Annotated in this window: 19 protein-coding genes; 13 read left to right on the top strand and 6 right to left on the bottom strand. The window is 69.8% G+C overall.

The features are described 5' to 3' along the window. Positions 1 to 12 precede the first annotated feature (12 nt). From LMI96_RS12920 to LMI96_RS12905, 4 genes are all read left to right on the top strand, one after another. On the top strand, positions 13 to 1248 hold the full coding sequence (locus LMI96_RS12920) for an MFS transporter (protein WP_228361770.1): 1236 nt from the start codon (positions 13 to 15) through the stop codon (positions 1246 to 1248). Then, positions 1245 to 2141, top strand: coding sequence for an MBL fold metallo-hydrolase (locus LMI96_RS12915; RefSeq protein ID WP_228361769.1), 897 nt, complete (start codon positions 1245 to 1247; stop codon positions 2139 to 2141). The genes LMI96_RS12920 and LMI96_RS12915 overlap by 4 nt, the downstream gene beginning before the upstream one ends. Positions 2142 to 2496: 355 nt before the next feature. Further along, complete coding sequence (locus LMI96_RS12910; protein WP_228361767.1) at positions 2497 to 3585, top strand: fumarylacetoacetate hydrolase family protein; 1089 nt, start codon at positions 2497 to 2499, stop codon at positions 3583 to 3585. A gap of 428 nt (positions 3586 to 4013) precedes the next feature. Beyond that, a complete protein-coding gene (locus LMI96_RS12905; protein ID WP_228361765.1) occupies positions 4014 to 4937 on the top strand; it encodes an isoprenylcysteine carboxylmethyltransferase family protein in 924 nt (307 codons plus the stop codon). A 41-nt stretch (positions 4938 to 4978) separates the two neighbouring features. On the opposite strand, the gene LMI96_RS12900 is transcribed toward LMI96_RS12905, so the two are convergent. Beyond that, on the bottom strand, positions 4979 to 5791 hold the full coding sequence (locus LMI96_RS12900; RefSeq protein WP_228361764.1) for a shikimate 5-dehydrogenase: 813 nt from the start codon (positions 5789 to 5791) through the stop codon (positions 4979 to 4981). 163 nt (positions 5792 to 5954) lie between these two features. Here LMI96_RS12900 and LMI96_RS12895 point away from each other — a divergent pair, with 163 nt between their 5' ends. After that, entirely contained in the window at positions 5955 to 7385 is a 1431-nt protein-coding gene (locus LMI96_RS12895) for a GH1 family beta-glucosidase (protein WP_228361763.1), read from the top strand. Positions 7386 to 7467: 82 nt separating this feature from the next. On the opposite strand, the gene LMI96_RS12890 is transcribed toward LMI96_RS12895, so the two are convergent. Next, the gene (locus tag LMI96_RS12890; RefSeq protein WP_228361759.1) at positions 7468 to 8544 is read right to left on the bottom strand and encodes an alkene reductase; all 1077 of its coding nucleotides are present in this window, start codon (positions 8542 to 8544) and stop codon (positions 7468 to 7470) included. A gap of 180 nt (positions 8545 to 8724) precedes the next feature. Next, the gene (locus tag LMI96_RS12885) at positions 8725 to 8910 is read right to left on the bottom strand and encodes a hypothetical protein (RefSeq protein WP_228361758.1); all 186 of its coding nucleotides are present in this window, start codon (positions 8908 to 8910) and stop codon (positions 8725 to 8727) included. A gap of 152 nt (positions 8911 to 9062) precedes the next feature. On the opposite strand from LMI96_RS12885, the gene LMI96_RS12880 reads away from it, so the two are divergent. Continuing rightward, the gene (locus LMI96_RS12880; RefSeq protein ID WP_223722608.1) at positions 9063 to 9416 is read left to right on the top strand and encodes a hypothetical protein; all 354 of its coding nucleotides are present in this window, start codon (positions 9063 to 9065) and stop codon (positions 9414 to 9416) included. Between the two features lie 84 nt (positions 9417 to 9500). Then, positions 9501 to 9947, top strand: a complete 447-nt coding sequence (locus LMI96_RS12875; protein ID WP_223722609.1) for a MarR family winged helix-turn-helix transcriptional regulator — start codon at positions 9501 to 9503, stop codon at positions 9945 to 9947. A 75-nt stretch (positions 9948 to 10022) separates the two neighbouring features. On the opposite strand, the gene LMI96_RS12870 is transcribed toward LMI96_RS12875, so the two are convergent. After that, positions 10023 to 10319 (bottom strand): ATP-dependent DNA ligase, encoded by a 297-nt coding sequence (locus LMI96_RS12870; protein WP_223722610.1) that lies wholly within the window; start codon positions 10317 to 10319, stop codon positions 10023 to 10025. Positions 10320 to 10504: 185 nt separating this feature from the next. On the opposite strand from LMI96_RS12870, the gene LMI96_RS12865 reads away from it, so the two are divergent. After that, positions 10505 to 10885 carry a hypothetical protein gene (locus LMI96_RS12865; RefSeq protein ID WP_228361757.1) on the top strand — a complete coding sequence of 127 codons (381 nt, stop codon included), beginning with the start codon at positions 10505 to 10507 and terminating at the stop codon, positions 10883 to 10885. A gap of 9 nt (positions 10886 to 10894) precedes the next feature. Here the strand turns inward: LMI96_RS12865 and LMI96_RS12860 are convergent, their stop codons facing one another. After that, entirely contained in the window at positions 10895 to 12646 is a 1752-nt protein-coding gene (locus LMI96_RS12860) for an MDR family MFS transporter (RefSeq protein ID WP_228361756.1), read from the bottom strand. Continuing rightward, entirely contained in the window at positions 12643 to 13287 is a 645-nt protein-coding gene (locus LMI96_RS12855) for a TetR/AcrR family transcriptional regulator (RefSeq protein ID WP_223722613.1), read from the bottom strand. Before LMI96_RS12855 ends, LMI96_RS12860 begins: the two co-directional genes overlap by 4 nt. A 157-nt stretch (positions 13288 to 13444) precedes the next feature. Between LMI96_RS12855 and LMI96_RS12850 the strand changes: the two genes are divergently transcribed. The 5 genes from LMI96_RS12850 to kdpC are packed head-to-tail and all read left to right on the top strand — an operon-like array spanning position 13445 to position 18151. Then, positions 13445 to 13591, top strand: a complete 147-nt coding sequence (locus tag LMI96_RS12850; RefSeq protein WP_228361755.1) for a hypothetical protein — start codon at positions 13445 to 13447, stop codon at positions 13589 to 13591. Continuing rightward, complete coding sequence (locus LMI96_RS12845; protein WP_223722615.1) at positions 13588 to 13677, top strand: potassium-transporting ATPase subunit F; 90 nt, start codon at positions 13588 to 13590, stop codon at positions 13675 to 13677. The genes LMI96_RS12850 and LMI96_RS12845 overlap by 4 nt, the downstream gene beginning before the upstream one ends. Then, positions 13677 to 15359 (top strand): potassium-transporting ATPase subunit KdpA, encoded by a 1683-nt coding sequence (kdpA, locus tag LMI96_RS12840; protein ID WP_228361754.1) that lies wholly within the window; start codon positions 13677 to 13679, stop codon positions 15357 to 15359. Before LMI96_RS12845 ends, kdpA begins: the two co-directional genes overlap by 1 nt. A gap of 1 nt (position 15360) precedes the next feature. Next, positions 15361 to 17520 carry a potassium-transporting ATPase subunit KdpB gene (gene kdpB / locus LMI96_RS12835; RefSeq protein ID WP_228361753.1) on the top strand — a complete coding sequence of 720 codons (2160 nt, stop codon included), beginning with the start codon at positions 15361 to 15363 and terminating at the stop codon, positions 17518 to 17520. Positions 17521 to 17542: 22 nt separating this feature from the next. After that, complete coding sequence (gene kdpC / locus LMI96_RS12830; RefSeq protein ID WP_228361752.1) at positions 17543 to 18151, top strand: potassium-transporting ATPase subunit KdpC; 609 nt, start codon at positions 17543 to 17545, stop codon at positions 18149 to 18151. Positions 18152 to 18481 lie beyond the last annotated feature (330 nt).

Genomic DNA, 18481 nt, shown 5'->3' with positions numbered 1-18481 from the left:
AGAGATATGCCGATGACCCACGCCGTGACCTCCGACGTCCAGAAGGCTGCACCGTCCTCCGGCGAGTTCCGCCGCAGCTGGCCCACCCTGATCTTCAGCACGATCGGCGCGGGCGTCGGCCTGAGCGCGCTCGGCTACATCCTCGGCACGCTGGTCGTGCCGCTCCAGACGGAATTCGGATGGGGAAGAGGCGAGATCAACCTCGCCTCGCTCGTGAGCTCCCTCGGACTTGCCGCGGCCCTGCCCTTCGTCGGTCGCTTCCTCGACCGCTTCGGGGTGAAGCGCGTCGTGATGGTGTCGGTTCCGCTCTTCGTCATCGCGATGATCCTGCTCAGCACGCTCACCTCGAGCCTCGCGACCTTCCTCTCCTTCTACGCGGTCGCCGGAATCCTCGGCGCCGGCACCTCCGCGGTGACCTACTCGAAGGCCGTGGTGGAGGAGTTCGACAGGCGGCGCGGCATCGCCCTCGGGATCGTCGCCGGCGGGTTGGGGGCGGCCGGACTCGTGCTGCCACCGCTCATGGGCGTCGTCATCGCCGACAGCGGATGGCGCGCGGCGTATCTCGTCATGGCGCTCCTGGCCGCGCTGCCCTTCGTGCTGGTGTTCTTCGCCCGGCTGACGCCGCCGTCGGCCGTCGCCGCGGTCGACCGCTCCACGCTCCCCGGTCTCACGCTTCGCCTCGCCATCCGGCGCCGTGAGTTCTGGAGCCTGTGCGTCGTGTTCTTCCTGCTCGGCTGGGCGCTGCTGACGATGATCCCGCACTTCGTGCCGCTGCTCATCGACTCGGGCGTCGACCCCGTGCAGGCGGCCTTCCTCTCATCGCTCGTGGGTGCCGGCACCGTGATCGCGCGCCCCGTGATCGGCTGGCTGTTCGATCGCTTCTACGCGACCTACGTCGCCGTGCCGCTCTTCCTCGCCGCCGCGCTCGGCTGTCTGCTGCTGCTCTGGGCCGGCCCCGGCGCGGCACCGCTGACCGCGCTCCTGATCGGAATCGGGTTCGGCGCCGAGATCGACCTCATGTCGTACCTCAGCTCGCGCTACTTCGGGCCCCGGGCCTTCGGTGCGCTGTACAGCCTCGTCTACAGCGTGTTCATGATCGGCAGCGCCTTCGGGCCGGTGTTCGCCGGCTTCGCCTTCGACGGCACGGGCAGTTACACCATCCCGCTCATCCTCGCCGCGGTCATGATGGGCATCGCCGCCGTCATCCTCTTGACCCTGCCGCGCTTCTCGCGGGCGGACGTCCGATGACCTCCGCCCCCGAGCTGCAGCAGCTCGCGAGCGGCGTGTGGGCCTACATCCAGCCCGACGGCGGCTGGATGATCAACAACACGGGCCTCGTCGCAGGGCCCTACGGCGCCACGAGTATCGACGCGACATCGACCGAGAAGCGGATGCGGGCCTACCTGCGGGCCGTCGAAGGTGCCACGGACGCGCCGGTGCGCCGGATCGTGCTGACCCACTCGCATCCCGATCACTGCAACGGGGCATCGCTGCTGCCGGATGCGGAGATCGTCGCGCATCGCTCGGTCGCCGACGACCTCCGGCGTTCGCATGCGCTGGCGCCGCACATCTTCTCGCCCTTCGACCAGGGCGCGGTCAGCCCGCGGCTGCCGACGATCCTCTTCGGCGACGCCCTCACGATCGACGAGGGCGGGCACCGGCTCGAGGTGCGGCATCCGGGCGGACCCGCGCACACGACCGGCGATGCCTACGTCTGGCTTCCCGAGGACGGCGTGCTGTTCACCGGCGACCTCGTCTTCCACGGTGGAACGCCGTTCGCGCTGTCGGGTTCGCCCGCGGGGTGGCTCCGGGCGCTCGAACAGCTCGCGGCGCTCGAGCCCGAAACGGTCGTGCCCGGACACGGTCCGGTCGGGGGCCCGGAGCTTCTCGCCCCGGTGTCCGACTACCTCCGCTTTCTGCTCGACGCCGCGGAGTCGGCGCACCGTGCCGGGCTCTCGGCGGCGGAGGCCGCGCGCGGACTGGACTTCGGGTCGTTCGGCGCGCTCGCCGAGCGCGAGCGGATCGTCGGCAACCTGCACCGCGCGCTCGCCGAGCTCGACGGCACCGAGCCCGACGTTCCCGCCGCGTGGCAGGACATGTACGAATACAACGGGTCGCAGCCGCTCGACTGCCACGCCTGATGGTTGACGCGCCGGGTGGGCTTTGGCGGCGTGTTGCCGCCGGCCCGCGGCGCGGGGCTGGCTGGCCCGCCGGCGCGGGCTGTGATGCCGGCCTGCGGGCGTCCCCGGCTTTCCGGCCTCGCCGCTGGCTCTCCGGTCCTGCCGCTGGCTCTCCGTCTCCGGCGTTGGCACTCCGGCCCTGCCGCTGGCTCTCGGGTTCTGCCGCTGGCTCTCGGGTCCTGCCGCTGGCTCTCCGGTCCTGCCGCTGGCTCTCCGGCTCCGGAGTTGGCACTCCGGCCCTGCCGCTGGCTCTCCGGCTCCGGCCGTTGGCCCGGCCACGCATCGTAAATCGCCCCCGAATGATTGGATCCCTCCCATGAGAATCGCGCGCTGGACGCACCACGGAGTCACCGCCGAAGGCTTCGTCATCGACGATCGAGTCGTCCCCTTCCCGGACGGTGGGACCGTCGCCGCTCTGCTGGCGGCCGGGCTCGGCGCGGCGCACGAGACGTACGCTCGCGTGCGCGACGGGCGGGCCAATGACGCGGGGGGCTTTGGTGTGGGCGGTGATGACGCGGGTGGTGATGACGCGGGCGGCGATAAGAGGGGCGGCGATAAGAGGGGCGGCGATAAGAGGGGCGGCGATAACGGGCGCCCTGATGACGGGGTAGCGCTCGCGGAGGTGACGTTGCTTCCGCCGCTCGTTCCCGCATCCATCCGCGACTTCGTCGCCTTCGAGGAGCACGTCGAAGGGGTGTCGGCCGGCGTCGAGGGCAAGAGCGACGTGCCCGACGAGTGGTATCAGGCTCCGACGTTCTACTTCACTAACCCGCATACGGTGCTCGCCGACGGCGAGGATCTCCGTCCCCCGGTCACCGAGCGGTTGGATTTCGAACTCGAGCTCGCCGCGGTGATCGGCGGTGGAGCGGGCGAGGCGAACCTCACGGCGGCGGAGGCGGCATCCGCCATCTTCGGCTACACGATCATGAACGACTGGTCGGCTCGCGATCTGCAGGCACGGGAGATGAAGGTGCGGCTGGGGCCCGCGAAGGGCAAGGACTTCGGCACCGTGCTGGGTCCGTGGATCGTGACGGCCGACGAGTTCGATGAATTTCTCGATGCGGACGGGTTTCTGGGCATTCGCGCGGAGGTGCGCGTGAACGGTGAATTGATCGGGGAGGACCTGATCTCGAACATGGGCTGGCCGTTCGCGGAGCTCGTCGCCTACGCGTCACGTAACTCGCGGGTCGTGCCGGGGGATGTGCTCGGGTCGGGCACCGTCGGCAACGGCGGTTGCCTCGGCGAGCTGTGGGGCCGAAACGGCGGCTTGACGCCGCCGCCGCTCCGGGAGGGCGACGAGGTCGCGATGACGATCGAGGGCATCGGGCGGCTCGTCAACCGCGTCGGCGCCGCCGTTCCGGCTCCCGCGCTGCCGCCCGCCCGCTCCCGCCCGCGCACCCGCTGAGTGCGGCCCGCGGGCCCGAGTCCGCCAGCCCGCGCGCCCGCCGGCCCGAGCCCGCTGTACGAGCTCGCGCCGCCCGCAGGCGCCCTGCCGGGCCGCCTCCCCGGTGTGATGGCTCCGCAGTTGTCGGATTCAACGCGCGGGATGCGCCTCATTCGCCTCATCCGTAATCATCAGCCCCAGCGGTCCGACGACTGCGGAGTAGCCGGGCTCTCGGCGGGCATCTGCCGGGCGTTGGCGGGGTGCCTGCCGGGGGCTCGCGCGTGCCCGCAGACGCCCGGCCGGGTACGCTCCCCGGGCTGTTGCCTCCGCAGTTGTCGGATTCAACGCGCGGGATGCGCCTCATTCGCCTCATCCGTGGTCATCAGCCCCACGCGTCCGACGACTGCGGAGCCACTCGGGGCCTGGGCGGGCGGTGTTACTGTGCCGACATGGTGTGGGGGCGCGCATACTTCGCGGTGCAGGCGGTAGCCGGCGCCGGGTGGTGGCTTGCGGTGTTCCTCGTCCCGGCGGTGCGACGCGCGACCCTCGGCGGCCTCGACCCGCTGCTCGTGGCCGCCTTCGACGTTCCGCTTTTCGTCGCCGGCTCGGTGCTGGCGGCATGCGGCGTCAGTGCCGCAGCTGTCATCGCGACGCTGTGGACTGCCATGGTCGCCGTGCTCCTGGTCGGCTACGCGACGATGACCGGAACGGCCGGATGGGGCGCCGTGCTCATGATCGCGGCGGCGGTCGCATCGGCACTCGCGCTCGGGCTGGTGCTGTGGGGGAGAGTCCCGACGCATTGGCTGCTCATCGGTCCGTTCCGCTTCCGGGCTGCGGATCGCGCGGCACCTGTTTCCCGCCACGTGGCGGCAACAGGCCTGCAGATTCTCGTCTTCTGGGGGCTGACGCTCGGAGTGTTGCCGGCGATCATCCGGTGGTTCGAGGTGAGGTGGCAAGTCGACGTGCCAGTCCCGGCCGTGGTGGTGATCGCCGGAGCCGGGATCTTCGTCGCCGCAAGCGCGCTCGGGATCTGGTCGGCGGTGGTCATGTCGACTCTCGGGCGGGGGACCCCGCTGCCCGCGGCGATGGCGAGCGATCTCGTCGTGCGTGGTCCATACCGATTCGTCCGCAACCCGATGGCTCTGGCCGGCATCGTCCAGGGAACCGGGGTGGGTCTCATGCTGTCGTCATGGCTCGTGGTGGTCTACGCCGTGTGTGGCTCGCTGGTGTGGAACTACGCCATCCGCCCGCTCGAGGAACGCGACCTCGAGGAACGGTTCGGCGACGACTTCCGGCGGTACCGGTCAGCGGTGCGCTGTTGGTGTCCGCGGTGGCGGCCGGTCGCGGCGACCATCGCCGCGGGCATCACCTGAGGGGCATCACCTGAGGCGCATCGCGTGCGACGCCGCACCCGTCACGCGCGGGAGAAGGCGGATGCGGCGGCGATCTGCTCGGGGGTCGGCGTCACTCCCGTGTAGCGGCTGAACTGCCGGGCCGCTTGCAGGGCGATCACTTCGGCGCCCGTGATGACTGCGACGCCGTGCGCGCGTGCTGCCCGGATGAGCGGAGTCTCGGACGGGAACGCGACGACGTCGAAGACCGTGTGCGCAGCGGCGATGTGCGAGGGGGGAAAGGCGAGGGCGTCCGCATCCGCCCCGCTCATCCCGAGCGGCGTGACATTGACGATCACGTCGGCACCGGGCGCGGGAATCTCGGTGACGGCGCGGAACCCATACTGGTCGGCGAGGCGGGCGCCGGCCGCAGTGTTGCGGGCGAGCACGGTCAGATCGCGGAAGCCGGCGCCCGCGAAGGCCGCGACGACCGCCTTCGCCATTCCGCCCGAACCTCGCACCAGGACGGAGGCGCCGGGGTCGACGGCGTGCTCGGCGAGGAGCTGGGCGACGGCTTCGTAGTCGGTGTTGGATGCCGTCAGGCGACCGTTCTCGTTCACGATCGTGTTGACCGATTGGATGGCGGAGGCCGACGGCTCGATCTCGTCGACGAGGGCGAGCAGGTCTTCTTTGAACGGCATCGACACCGAGCAGCCTCGGATGCCGAGTGCCCGTACGCCCGCGATCGCTCCGGCGATGTCGTCGGTGGTGAACGCCTTGTAGATGAAGTTCAGCCCGAGCTCGTCGTACAGATAGTTGTGGAAACGGGTGCCGATGTTCGACGGCCGTGCGGCCAGCGAGATGCACAGGGTCATGTCTTTGTTGAGGATCGGCATGGTCCCATTCTCCGGCGGCGGATGCGGTCTCGTGACGGTCCGACGCCGTTCGAGAGGGTGATGGAAGCGCTCCCACGGCAATCCGTTACGGTGGGATGACGGCGCGGAACGGTCGATCCTCCGACCTCCCCGCGTGATCGAGCAGCGAAGCGGAGCGAACGGCATGAGCGCAGGAAACCCGGACTACCGCGACAGCGGACTCGTCTTCCCGAAGGGCTTCACCTTCGGATCGGCGACCGCGTCGTACCAGGTCGAAGGTGCGGCCGCCGAGGACGGTCGGCTTCCCTCGATCTGGGACACGTTCAGCAGAACGCCGGGCAAGGTCTGGAACGGCGACACGGGTGATGTCGCGTGCGACCACTACCACCGGTGGGAATCGGATCTCGACCTCATGGCCGAGCTCGGGCTGGACGCCTACCGGTTCTCGATCGCCTGGCCGCGCATCGTGCCGACCGGCACCGGCGAGGTGAACCAGGCCGGACTCGACTTCTACTCGCGGCTCGTCGACGGGCTGCGCGAGCGCGGCATCCGCCCCGTGGCGACGCTCTACCACTGGGACCTTCCGCAGCCCCTCGAGGATGCCGGCGGCTGGCCCGTGCGGGCGACCGCCGACGCCTTCGAGCGCTACGCGGAGATCGTCGGGTCCGCGCTGGGGGACCGCATCCACACCTGGACGACCCTGAACGAGCCGTGGTGCTCCGCCTACCTCGGCTACGGGCAGGGTGGGCATGCGCCCGGGCGGCACGAGCCGGCCGCGGCGCTCGCCGCCGTGCACCATCTGAACCTCGCGCACGGTCGCGCGGTGCAGGCGCTGCGGGCGACTTCCACGGGCTCGCCGGAGTACTCGGTGACGCTCAACTTCCACGTGCCGCGGGGCGAGGGGCCGGATGCGGCCGAGGCCGTCCGCCGCGTCGACGCGCTGGCGAACCGTGCGTTCACGGGCCCGATGCTGAAGGGCGCCTACCCGGACGACCTCATCGCCGACACGGCGGCGGTGACCGACTGGTCCTTCGTCCGCGAGGGCGACCTGACCGCGATCGCGCAGCCGATCGACGTGCTCGGCGTGAACTACTACTCGACCGTCACGGTGCGGATGTGGGACGGCATCTCGCCCCGGGAAACGCACGACGGGCACAAGGGTGCGCCGGAGGGTACCGCGTGGCCGGGTAGCAGCGACGTGGTCGAGTTCCTCGAGCAGCCCGGTCCGCACACGGCGATGGGGTGGAACATCGCGCCCGAGGCGCTCGAGCAGCTGCTCGGTTCGCTCGCGGAGCAGTTCCCGGGGCTGCCGTTGATGGTCACCGAGAACGGTGCGGCGTTCGATGACGCGGTGACGGACGACGGCCGCATCCGCGACGAGGAGCGCACCGACTTCTTGCGTCGCCACCTGACGGCCGCGCACCGCGCGCTCGTGGCGGGTGTCGATCTGCGGGGGTACTTCGTGTGGTCGCTGCTCGACAATTTCGAATGGGGCTACGGCTATGCCAAGCGGTTCGGAATCGTGCGGGTCGACTTCGATTCGCAGGAGCGCACGGTGAAGGACAGCGGGCTCTGGTTCCGCGAGCTCGCGGCGACGGGCGTGCTGCCGAGGTAGCGAAACGGGATCTGCGCGCCGAAACCGAGGGGTAACCCCCACGTCTCGGCGCGAAGATCCCGTCTCGCGGTGCGGGTGGGGGTCAGACCCGCGCGAGCGTCGGGTAGTCGATGTACCCCTCGCCGGTCGGGCCGTAGAACGTGCCGGGGTTCGGCGTGTTCTCCTCGGCATCGTGGCGCCAGCGCTCAATGAGGTCGGGGTTCGCGATCGCGGCGCGGCCGACCGCCACCGCATCCACGACGCCCTCGGTGATCAGCGCGGATGCCTCGTCGCGGGTGGTCTGCGAGCTGAAGCCCGAGTTGCCGATCACGGGAGTGCCGGAATCGCGACGGATCGCCTGCACGAGCTCGCCGCGCAGGTCGGCGTGCAGGATGTCGACGAATGCGATGCCCAGCGGCGCGATTCCGGCCGCGAGCGCCGCGTACGTCGCCGCCGTTTCGGCGGGGTCGCTGTCCACGACGCCCTGGATGTTGTGCTCGGGGGAGAGGCGGATGCCGGTGCGGTCGGCGCCGACGGCCTCGGCAACCGCGGTGACGACCTCGATCGCGAGCCGCGCGCGACCCTCCGGAGTGCGGCCGTAGGCGTCGTCGCGCTGGTTCGAGCTCGGCGCGAGGAACTGCTGGATCAGGTACCCGTTCGCACCGTGCACCTCGACGGCGTCGAACCCCGCCTCGATCGCGCGGCGTGCGGCATCCGCGAATCCGCGCACGACGTCGGGGATCTCGTCGATCTCGAGAGCGTGCGCGACGGGGTGGTCGGCCTTGCCCGACGGGATGCGGACTTCGCCCGGCGCAGCGAGCGCGCTGGCTGAGACGACGCGTCCGGTGCCGGTGATCTCGGGGTGGGAGATGCGTCCGCCGTGCATGATCTGCAGGGCGATCCGTCCGCCGGCGGCGTGCACGGCGTCGGTCACGCGCTTCCAGCCCGCGACCTGCGCGTCCGTTTCGATGCCGGGCTGGCCGATCCAGGTGCGGCCTTCGCGCACGGGGTAGGTGCCTTCGGTGATGATGAGGCCAAGGCCGGCGCGCTGCTGATAGTGCTCGACGAGAAGGTCGCCGGGCACGCCGTCCTCACCGGCGCGCAGGCGCGTGAGGGGAGCCATGGCAACGCGATTCGCGAGTCGGGTTCGGCCGAGGGTCAGGGGTTCGAAAATGTCCACCCCAGACCCAGCACCGCGGGGAGGCCGTGCATTCCCGTGGGTTGTCTGAGGAGGTGGTGCCGCGTGATCGCCACGCCGTGAGTGCGCCGGGCGAGTGACCCCGCGCCGCGAGCACGCCGGGCGAGTGACCCCGCGCCGCGAGGCCGGCGGGCGAGTCACCCCGCCCGCCCCGCTACGCGGTCACTCGACGCGATGGAGGTGCGCGCCGTGGAGTTGCGGCGGCGCGGTCCACACCGCGGTGACCGCAGGGATGTCGGCGATGAGAACGCGCGCGAAAGACGGTCGCGACGAGCCATCCAGGGCGTACCCGCGGGGAAGATCGTCGACGAGTTGGCCCGCGCGAGGGCCACCATCGAGCACGTACATGCCGCGAATATAGCCGAACGGAATTTTTCCTCGGCGAGGGGTTGCGGTGCGTGAGGCGGCATGTTCCGGCGCGCGTTGCGCGGCCGGGCGGGGTGGGCTATGAATATATCGCTCAGCTAACTACTCACCATTTCAGCGCAGACGGAGGTGCGATGGGGAGCTTGTATTACGGCGACGACCGCGATCCGATCGAGATCGAGGATCGCCTGCTCGCGCACGTGAAGGTCGTGGTGGCGACGAAGCTCCGCCGCAACGAGAGCTTCACGCTCTCCTGGCGGCACGCATCCGGAAACTCCGGTCGCAGCACCATCTGGATCCAGCCCTCCATCCCCCTTCGATTCGTGTTCGATTCCGCAGAAGCCGAGTCCCTCGACTCCGAGCTGTTGACCACGCTTGCGGCGTCGGCCAACTCGTCCGGGGGCATGAGCCTCACGCTCGAGCACGAGGCTGCGGCCGCCGAGCAGAACCCCGCCGGCACTCAGCAGAAACCCACGGCGGCCGCATAAAGACATCGCCTCCGTGCACCGGCTAACGTTTATGGCACTGCGCTCCCGACGCCCGTAGGGATGCGGTGGTGAAGGGACGTAACGATGGCGGAAATCGACGCGAGGACGCGCGCATCCCAGGCGATGGAGCGACTACGGCTGGCCGAGGCCAGCCTGTCTCGGCGTCGACAGACCCAGTGCGGTCCGAGCGAGAACGCGCGCGCCGCCATGCGACTCATCCTCGAGCGAGCGGATGCGGGCGAGAGCGTGACTCCGCGCGCCATCTCCGCTCACCTCGGGGTGTCGCCCGCCGCCGTCACCGGCATCCTCGACAAGCTCCACGCGGGCGGCATGATCTCCTTCGCGCAGAACCCCGAAGACCGCCGGAGCAAGCTCGTCGTGCCCTTCGACCGGTCGGTGGATGCGGACGACCTCGACCCGCTCACCGCCCGCGTGCGGGAGATGGCGAGCGACCTCGACCCGAAGGTCGCCACCGCTGTCGCCGAGTTCCTCGAGCAGATCGTCGACTCGGTCGACCTCGAGTGCCGCTGAGGCGCCGAAGCCGCTGAGACGCCGAGGTCGCTGAGACGCTGAGGTCGCTGAGGCCAGAGGGCCCGAGAAGCTTCGTCAGGCCGCCGGCTCCGTGCCGAGCGTCAGCCCGTGCGGCCCGTTCGCATCGGTCATGAGCTCGTCGAGCCACTCCCGATTGAGCGATGGACTCCGGCTGCCGTAGAACGACAGCACCAGCGAGATCGCGGGGTGGATCCACACGCTCCGGATACCCATGTTCTGGGGATCCGGAAGGTGCAGCAAGAACGGCTCCCCACGCCGCAACTTGTTCATCAGGATCACTCGCAGATGCGCGAGCGCACGGTCTTCAATATCGAACGACTGCGCACCGGCGTCGTAAAGCAACTGTCCCACGGATGCAGCCTAACTCCCGGGCTGCCTTAACTATCGGTGCTTAACCGGGTTAATCAGTTGGCCGTGAAATTGCATGCCCTGCGAGAAGTGGATGAGCTTTAGCAGATCCGGCGGTGCGCCGCCAGTCCGGGGTGGGCGGATGGTGTCGAGGGGACACTGATTCCCGGACTCGAATGACCCGCCGAATGGAGCACCCCCTGATGCACGCGATCGTGAATCGTCCCGATGTCGACTCGCTGCCGCCGACCGAACCCATCACGCTTCCTCTCATCGACGACGCGGCCGTTCGACGCGCCCGCGCCGTGTGGGTCGAGGTCGAACCGGGCCTTCACGTGGCGAACACATCGTTCACCTTCGTCGGAACGGTGACCGACACGGGCGCCGGCTTCGCCACGATGGACGGAGCCGGACGCCCGCGCGGCACCTTCGTCACGCTCGGCGCGGCCAAGGGCGCTCTCGAGGAGTGCACCCCGGCGCGCTCCCGCCCCGACGACGTCGCGATCGCCCGCACGAGCCGTGCCCGGCGCTCCGCATCCGCTCGCGGAAATCTCGCGCCCGCCGTCTGAGCGCGGGCGTTAGGGCCGCGCCGCGTCGCTCCCGTCGGCGCTGCTCCCGCTGGCTCCGTCGGTCGCCCGACTGTCGCCCGCATCCGCAGAACCCGCGCCCGCATCCGCAGAACCCGCATCCGCAGAACCCGCGCCCTTCCGCGGCGGGGTTCCGCGCTGAGCGGCCTCGAGGCGTTCGGCCTCTTCGCCGCCGACGGCTTCGCCCCGGGCGACCAGGCCCGCGACGTCCGACAGCGGGATCTGCTTGAGGAACAGGGCGAGCAGGAACGCCACCGCGATGAACGGAACCAGGTACCAGAACACCGGGGCCAGCGCATCGGCGTAGGCCGAGACCACGCCCTCCCGCACCGAGTCCGGCAACTGGCTCAGCGTCGCGGGGTCGATCGTCGCGGTGGCGTCTGCGGCGTCGGATGCGGACGCCCCCGCCCCCGTGAAGACGCCCTGCAGGTTCTGGGTCAGGCGGCTCGTGAACAGCGCGCCGAACACGGCCGTGCCCAGCGCCGCACCCACCTCGCGGAAGTAGTTGTTCGAGCTGGTCGCCGTGCCGAGGTCGGCGGCGGGAACGGCGTTCTGAACGACGAGCACGACGACCTGCATGATCAGGCCGAGCCCGGCACCGAAGAAGAACAGGTACACGCAGATCAGCCAGATGGGCGTGGATGCGGCCAGCGACGTCATCGCGACCATGGCGGCGCCCGTCAGCAGGGTGCCGACGATCGGGAACATCTTGTACTTGCCGGTGCGGCTGATCGCTATTCCGGAGGCGATCGACGTGCCCATGAGGCCGACCATCATCGGCAGCATGAGGAGTCCGGACTCGGCGGCCGAGGTGCCCGAGGACATCTGCAGGAACGTCGGGATGAAGCCGATGGCGGCGAACATTCCGATTCCGAGCACGAGACCGATTGCCGTGGCGTTGACGAAGATGGGGTTTCGGAAGAGGTGCAACGGCATGATCGGGTCGTCGGCGCGCGACTCCACGAAGATGAACAGCGCGACGGCGACCGCCATCCCGAGGCCCCACGTCCAGGTGGTCATGGAGGTCCAGCCGATCTCGCTGTCGCCGCCGAAGTCCGTGAACATGATCAGGCAGGTCGTCGCGACCGACAGCAGCACGACGCCAAGCCAGTCAATGCGTTTCACCGCTCGTTTGTTCGGCAGTTTGAGGGCCACCAGCGCGATGATGAACGCGGCGATTCCGACCGGGATATTGATGTAGAACGCCCACTGCCACGTCAGGTGGTCGACGAAGAATCCGCCGAGGAGCGGTCCGGCGACGGCCGACAGGCCGAAGACGCCGCCGAGCGGGCCGAGGTACTTGCCGCGCTCCGAGGCCGGCACGATGTCGGCGATGATGGCCTGCGACAGGATCATCAGCCCGCCGCCGCCGAGTCCCTGGATCGCGCGGAAGACGACGAACATCCAGAAGTCGGTGGCGAACGCGCAACCGATGGAGGCGAGGGTGAAGATCGCGATCGCGACCAGGAAGAGCCGGCGCCGGCCGAGCACGTCACCGAACTTGCCGTAGATCGGCATCACGATGGTCGTGGCCAGGATGTAGGCGGTCGTGATCCAGACCTGGTGCTCGACGCCGCCCAGCTGGCCGACGATCGTCGGCATCGCGGTGGAGACGATCGTCTGATCGAGGCTCGAGAGCAGCATCCCCGCGATCAGCGCGGAGAAGATGATCCAGATGCGGCGTTGCGTCAGCAGCATCGGCGCGTTCGCCGCGGGGGCGGTGCGCGTGGGGGCGGTGGTCATGCGGGGCCTTCCGGAAGGAGATTCTGAGAACGCAGCAGCTGTCGTGCGGCGTCGAGGTGGGTGCGGTAGAGGTCGGCGAAGGGGCGATCGTGACCGCCGTTGAGGAACGCGTGCACGGTCGACCGGCCGATCGTGCCCACGACCTGCGCCGCGATCGATGCGCGGAGGTCGCCCTCGGGGAGCCCCTCCCGCTGTTCGATGAGCGAGGCATCCGCACGCTCGATCGCGGCGCCGTGGTCGAGCAGGCGGGGGAGGAGGCGCGGCTCGCGGTCGACCGCGGCGAGGAGTTCGGCGAACGTGTCGGGGGCGAGATCCATCACGGACCAGCGTTCGATCGAGAGGGTCGCGAGGTCATCGAGGAGCGTCGCGCTCAGGTCGGGGCTCTCCGGGTCGCCGCCGGCGAGGAATGCGGCGACCGCCGCCTCGTCGTTGCGCAGCAGCGTGACCCCGAGGACGGCGTCTTCTTTCGAGGCGAAGTAGTTGAAGAAGGTGCGGCGAGACACGCCCGCGGCCTCGCAGACCTCTTCCACGGTGAAGCCATGGAGGCCCATCTCGGCGGTGCGCCGCCGAGCATCGCGGATGAGCGCGTGCCCGGTTTCCGCTCGTCGCCGCTCGCGAAGTGAATCTGCACTCTGTTGCACGAAGTGCAGTATTGCACTCCTTGGCAGATAGTGCACATCGACGTGCGGCGCGCGCCGTGACGACGGATGCGGCGTAGGAGGACTGTGAGGAACGTCGCGCGACCCGTAGGGATTCCGTGAGGATCCGCGGGCACGGGCCGGCGGCGCGGTTCGATCAATGTCGGCGCCCACCTCGGGCGCTCACGTGCCCGCGCACGTGCCCTGCATCCGGGAGTCCTCCGTGCTCGATGTGATCTACGTCGCAGCGACCCTCGCGCTCTTCGCGCTCGTCGCCCTCGTCGCCAAGGGGGTCGAGAAGCTATGACGGTTCTGTCCGTGATCGCCGTCGTCCTCGGCGTCTCCGCTATCGCCTACCTCGTGGTGGCCCTCGTGAAGCCGGAGAAGTTCTGATGGATGCGGCCACGATCTGGTTCGGCATCCTGCAGATCGCCACCGTGCTGGTGATCCTCGGGCTCCTCTACCGTCCGCTCGGCGACGCCATCGCGTACGTCTACACCTCGGTGCGGGACTGGCGGATCGAGCGCGGGATCTACCGCGTCATCGGCGTCGATCCGGCCTCCGAGCAGACCTGGCAGGCGTACCTGCGCGGTGTGCTGATGTTCTCGGTGGTGGGCGTGTTCCTCGTCTACCTCCTGCAGCGCACGCAGGAGTTCCTGCCGTACTCGCTCGGCCTGCCGGCCGTTCCGGAGGGGCTCGCTTTCAATACGGCGGTCTCGTTCGTCACCAACACGAACTGGCAGTCCTACTCGCCCGAGCTGACCATGGGCTACACCGTGCAGCTCGCCGGTCTCGCGGTGCAGAACTTCGTGTCCGCGGCGGTCGGCATCGCGGTCGCGATCGCGCTTGTCCGCGGCTTCGCGCGGCGCGGATCCGGCACGATCGGCAACTTCTGGGTCGATCTCGTCCGCGGCGTCGTGCGGCTGCTGTTGCCGCTGGCCGCGATCGCGGCGGTCGCGCTCATCGTCGGCGGCGTCGTTCAGAACTTCGCGGGCTTCACCGACACGACGACCCTCGTCGGCGGCGCCCAGTCCATCCCCGGTGGCCCGGTCGCTTCGCAGGAGGCGATCAAGCAGCTCGGCACCAACGGCGGCGGCTTCTTCAACGCCAACTCCGCGCATCCGTTCGAGAACCCGACCCCGTGGACGAGCGTCCTGCAGATCGTGTTGATGCTCGCCATCCCGTTCGCCATGCCCCGGGCCTTCGGCCGCATCGTCGGCGACAACCGCCAGGGCTATGCGATCCTCGCGGTCATGAGCACGCTGTTCCTCGCGTCCCTGACCGCGCTCACCTGGATCGAGTCGCTCGGCCTGGGTAGCGCGCCGCAGCTCGCGGGCGCCGCGATGGAAGGCAAGGAGGACCGGTTCGGCCTCTTCGGATCGACGCTGTTCGGCGCCGCATCCACGCTCACCTCGACCGGTGCCGTCAACTCGATGCACGACTCGTACACCGCGCTCGGCGGCATGATGCCGCTGCTCAACATGATGCTCGGCGAGATCGCGCCCGGCGGCGTCGGGTCGGGTCTCTACGGACTGCTCGTGCTCGCCGTCATCGCCGTGTTCGTGGGCGGTCTGCTGGTCGGGCGCACCCCGGAGTACCTCGGAAAGAAGATGCGGCCGCGCGAGATCACCCTCGCGAGCCTCTACATCCTCGTCACTCCGACCCTCGTGCTGGCGGGCACCGCGCTGAGCTTCGCCGTTCCGGCCGTCCGTGACGACATCGAGGCGACGTCGATCTGGAACCCCGGCATCCACGGCCTCACCGAAGTGCTGTACGCCTTCACCTCCGCCGCGAACAACAACGGCTCCGCCTTCGCCGGTCTCACCGCGAACACGCCCTGGCTCAACACGGCGCTCGGCGTCGCGATGCTGCTCGGACGCTTCGTGCCGATCGCGCTCGTGCTGGCGCTCGCCGGTTCGCTCGCAAGCCAGCAGCGGCTGCCGAACACGACGGGCACGTTGCCCACGCACCGTCCGCAGTTCGTCGGACTTCTCGTGGTCGTTTCCGTCGTGATCACCGCACTCACCTACTTCCCCGTTCTCGCGCTGGGTCCCCTGGCGGAAGGGCTTGCCTGATATGTCCACCTCGACCGATACCTCACTCGCGACCGAGCCGGCGGCGCCGACCGGGCGCGCGGGCTCCCGCGCCTTCAGCGCGGCGGCACTCGCTCAGGCGCTCCCCGGAGCGCTCCGCAAGCTCGACCCGCGGGAGCTGTGGCGCAACCCCGTCATGTTCCTCGTGTGGGTGGGCGCGGCTCTCACGACGGTCATCGCGATCGCCGAGCCCTTCCTCGGGGGTGCGGAGGACTCCGGCGGGGCGGCTGTTCCCGCGGGATTCACCTGGGGCATCGCGGTCTGGCTGTGGCTGACCGTGCTGTTCGCGAACCTCGCCGAATCCGTGGCGGAGGGCCGCGGAAAGGCGGAGGCGGCGACGCTTCGCCAGACCCGCACCAGCACGATGGCCCGTCGCGTGCGCGGATACGACTCCGCGGCGGATGCGGCGGCCGCCCACGCGCAGACCGAAGAGGTCGCGTCGAGCGATCTGACGCTCGGGGACGTCGTCGTCGTGTCGGCGGGAGAACTCATCCCGGGTGACGGCGACATCGTGCACGGTATCGCCACGGTCGACGAGTCGGCGATCACGGGCGAGTCCGCTCCCGTCGTCCGCGAGTCCGGCGGCGACCGCAGCGCGGTCACCGGTGGCACCCGGGTGCTGAGCGACCGGGTCGTCGTGCGCATCACGTCGAAGCCCGGTGAGACCTTCGTCGACCGGATGATCGCTCTCGTCGAGGGTGCCAGTCGGCAGAAGACTCCGAACGAGATCGCCCTCGGCATCCTGCTCGCGAGCCTGTCGGTCGTGTTCGTCGTGGTGGTGCTGACCCTCAACCCGATCGCCTCGTACGCGGCGGCGCCGGTCAGCATCCCCGTGCTCGTCGCGCTTCTCGTCTGCCTCATCCCGACCACGATCGGCGCGCTGCTGTCGGCCATCGGCATCGCCGGGATGGACCGGCTCGTGCAGCGGAACGTGCTCGCCATGTCGGGCCGCGCGGTCGAGGCCGCCGGTGACGTGACGACCCTGCTGCTCGACAAGACCGGCACGATCACCTACGGCAACCGTCGCGCCGCGAACTTCGTGCGGCTGGCGGGCGTCGGAGACGACGAGCTCGCCCGCGCTGCGGCGTTGTCCTCCCTCGCCGACCCGACCCCGGAGGGCACCTCGGTCGTCGAGCTCGCGTCGACCCGCGGCATCCACGTCGAAGAGCCCGCGGGCGCCGTCGTCGTGCCGTTCACCGCGCAGACCCGCATGAGCGGACTCGACCTCGCCGATGGCGGCCGCATCCGGAAGGGAGCCGGCTCGGCCGTGGCGGCCTGGCTCGAGGAGGAAGGCTCCCCGGTCGGCGCCTCGATCCGCGCCTCCCTCACGGGCGAAACCGATGCGATCGCGCAGGCCGGTGGCACCCCTCTCGTCGTGGCGACGATCGACGCGGCGGGCGCGGGTCGTGTGCTCGGCGTGATCCACCTGAAGGACATTGTCAAGGAGGGGCTGCGCGAACGGTTCGACGAGCTGCGCGCGATGGGCATCCGCACTGTCATGATCACGGGCGACAACCCGCTCACCGCGAAGGCCATCGCGGCGGAGGCCGGCGTCGACGACTACCTCGCCGAGGCCACCCCGGAAGACAAGCTCGCCCTCATCCGTCGCGAACAAGAGGGCGGCAACCTCGTGGCCATGACCGGCGACGGCACCAACGACGCCCCGGCGCTCGCGCAGGCCGACGTCGGCGTCGCGATGAATACCGGCACGTCGGCGGCGAAGGAGGCCGGCAACATGGTCGACCTCGATTCGGACCCGACGAAGCTGATCGACATCGTGCGGATCGGTAAGCAGCTGCTCATCACCCGCGGGGCGCTCACGACCTTCTCGCTCGCCAACGACATCGCCAAGTACTTCGCCATCATCCCGGCGATGTTCATGGGGATCTTCCCGGGCCTCGCGGCGCTCAACATCATGCAGTTGCACTCGCCCGCATCCGCCGTCACGAGCGCGATCATCTTCAACGCGATCGTCATCGTGGCCCTCATCCCGCTCGCCCTCCGCGGGGTCCGGTACCGGCCCGCGTCGGCCGCGCAGATCCTCGGTCGCAACCTGCTGATCTACGGCGTCGGCGGCGTCGTGGTCCCCTTCGTCGGCATCAAACTCATCGACCTCGTCGTGAGCCTCATCCCGGGTTTCTGACCCGGTCTCAGGAGAGAACACCATGTCATCCACTCGCACCACCCTCCGCCAGGCGGGTGTCGCCGTTCGCGCGATGCTCGTCGCCACCCTCGTGCTCGGCGTCGGCTACACCGCCGTCATCACCGGCGTCGGGCAGGTCCTCCTGCCCGCGCAGGCCAACGGTTCGCCCGTCACGGATGCCGCCGGCACGGTCGTCGGCAGCGCCTTGATCGGACAGTCCTTCACGGATGCGGACGGCCAGGCGCTCCCCGAATACTTCCAGTCGCGGCCGTCGGCTGCCGGCGACGGCTACGACGCGGGCGCGTCGTCCGGCTCAAACCTCGGGCCCGAGAACGAGGACCTGATCGCGGCCATCACCGAACGACGTGCCGCGGTCGCCGAACTCGAGGGAGTCGACCCGGCGTCCGTGCCGGCCGACGCGGTAACGACGTCCGCATCCGGGCTCGATCCGCATATCAGCGTCGCGTACGCCGACCTGCAGGTCGCCCGCGTCGCCGCGGCCCGCGATCTCGATGCCGCCGACGTGCAGGCTCTCGTCGCCGCGCACACGACGTCTCGCGACCTCGGTTTCCTGGGCGAACCGCGCGTCAACGTGCTCGAGCTGAACCTCGCGCTCGACGCGCTGCGCTGAGCGACCGAATGGCTCACGTGTCGCGATCTGTCGCCCGACCCGTCGGATTGCGCCACGTGAGCGCAACCGCGAGGGGTTCACGTGTCGCGATCGGTCGGCGGATGCGGCGGATTGCGCCACGTGAGCGTGTGGGGGCGGGGCGCGCGGAGCGCGGCGCGGGGCGTGCGGAACAGAAGCGCGAGGGGTGCGCGGCGGGGCGCGGGGTGACGGTAAGCGGCTCACGTGTCGCGATCGGTCGGCGGATGCGGCGGATTGCGCCACGTGAGCGTGTGGGGGAGGAGCGCGAGGCGAGCCGGGCGGAGCGGGCGGGTCGCGCGGGGCGGGCGGAGC

The sequence above is a fragment of the Microbacterium sp. cx-59 genome, assembly GCF_020805625.1.
In the GTDB taxonomy this organism is placed as follows: domain Bacteria; phylum Actinomycetota; class Actinomycetes; order Actinomycetales; family Microbacteriaceae; genus Microbacterium.
This window is presented reverse-complemented; position numbering and strand designations above follow the sequence as displayed.

What these genes read in the sequence shown, in the direction of transcription:
- LMI96_RS12920 (WP_228361770.1), top strand. Translation starts at nt 13, where the DNA reads ATGACCCACGCCGTGACCTCCGACGTCCAGAAGGCTGCACCGTCCTCC.
- LMI96_RS12915 (WP_228361769.1), top strand. Translation starts at nt 1,245, where the DNA reads ATGACCTCCGCCCCCGAGCTGCAGCAGCTCGCGAGCGGCGTGTGGGCC.
- LMI96_RS12910 (WP_228361767.1), top strand. Translation starts at nt 2,497, where the DNA reads ATGAGAATCGCGCGCTGGACGCACCACGGAGTCACCGCCGAAGGCTTC.
- LMI96_RS12905 (WP_228361765.1), top strand. Translation starts at nt 4,014, where the DNA reads ATGGTGTGGGGGCGCGCATACTTCGCGGTGCAGGCGGTAGCCGGCGCC.
- LMI96_RS12900 (WP_228361764.1), bottom strand. Translation starts at nt 5,791, where the DNA reads ATGCCGATCCTCAACAAAGACATGACCCTGTGCATCTCGCTGGCCGCA.
- LMI96_RS12895 (WP_228361763.1), top strand. Translation starts at nt 5,955, where the DNA reads ATGAGCGCAGGAAACCCGGACTACCGCGACAGCGGACTCGTCTTCCCG.
- LMI96_RS12885 (WP_228361758.1), bottom strand. Translation starts at nt 8,910, where the DNA reads ATGTACGTGCTCGATGGTGGCCCTCGCGCGGGCCAACTCGTCGACGAT.
- LMI96_RS12880 (WP_223722608.1), top strand. Translation starts at nt 9,063, where the DNA reads ATGGGGAGCTTGTATTACGGCGACGACCGCGATCCGATCGAGATCGAG.
- LMI96_RS12875 (WP_223722609.1), top strand. Translation starts at nt 9,501, where the DNA reads ATGGCGGAAATCGACGCGAGGACGCGCGCATCCCAGGCGATGGAGCGA.
- LMI96_RS12865 (WP_228361757.1), top strand. Translation starts at nt 10,505, where the DNA reads ATGGAGCACCCCCTGATGCACGCGATCGTGAATCGTCCCGATGTCGAC.
- LMI96_RS12860 (WP_228361756.1), bottom strand. Translation starts at nt 12,646, where the DNA reads ATGACCACCGCCCCCACGCGCACCGCCCCCGCGGCGAACGCGCCGATG.
- LMI96_RS12850 (WP_228361755.1), top strand. Translation starts at nt 13,445, where the DNA reads ATGTCGGCGCCCACCTCGGGCGCTCACGTGCCCGCGCACGTGCCCTGC.
- LMI96_RS12845 (WP_223722615.1), top strand. Translation starts at nt 13,588, where the DNA reads ATGACGGTTCTGTCCGTGATCGCCGTCGTCCTCGGCGTCTCCGCTATC.
- kdpA (WP_228361754.1), top strand. Translation starts at nt 13,677, where the DNA reads ATGGATGCGGCCACGATCTGGTTCGGCATCCTGCAGATCGCCACCGTG.
- kdpB (WP_228361753.1), top strand. Translation starts at nt 15,361, where the DNA reads ATGTCCACCTCGACCGATACCTCACTCGCGACCGAGCCGGCGGCGCCG.
- kdpC (WP_228361752.1), top strand. Translation starts at nt 17,543, where the DNA reads ATGTCATCCACTCGCACCACCCTCCGCCAGGCGGGTGTCGCCGTTCGC.